General features: G+C 63.4%; 1 protein-coding gene. It reads right to left on the reverse strand.

The window, feature by feature from the left end; all coding sequences use genetic code 11:
* Nucleotides 1-257, reverse strand: a 257-nt coding sequence (locus tag CVH10_RS26190; protein WP_219925004.1) for a hypothetical protein, incomplete at both ends; no start/stop codon positions are given.

Here is a 257-nt window from a genome sequence, read left to right on the forward strand (position 1 = left end):
TGCGACGAAGATCGCGCCGAACAGCCCCGCCCACAGGCAGACCTCCTGATACAGGCTGAAGCGCAGGAAACAGGTCTGCGCCCCCGACAAGATGATAACGGCATAGAGCGTGCGTGCGAGCGCCTTGGGCGTATTCGGCCGACGATCGAGGACGTAGCGCACTGTCCACAATTTGACCGCCGCCATCCACATCAGTGCCACAAGGCACATCGGCAGCGTGAATTCGACCGTCCGCCAGTCGCCCAGCACCGTGGCCG

Source organism: Halomonas sp. ND22Bw, from assembly GCF_003011945.1.
GTDB classification, from domain to species: domain Bacteria; phylum Pseudomonadota; class Gammaproteobacteria; order Pseudomonadales; family Halomonadaceae; genus Halomonas; species Halomonas halophila.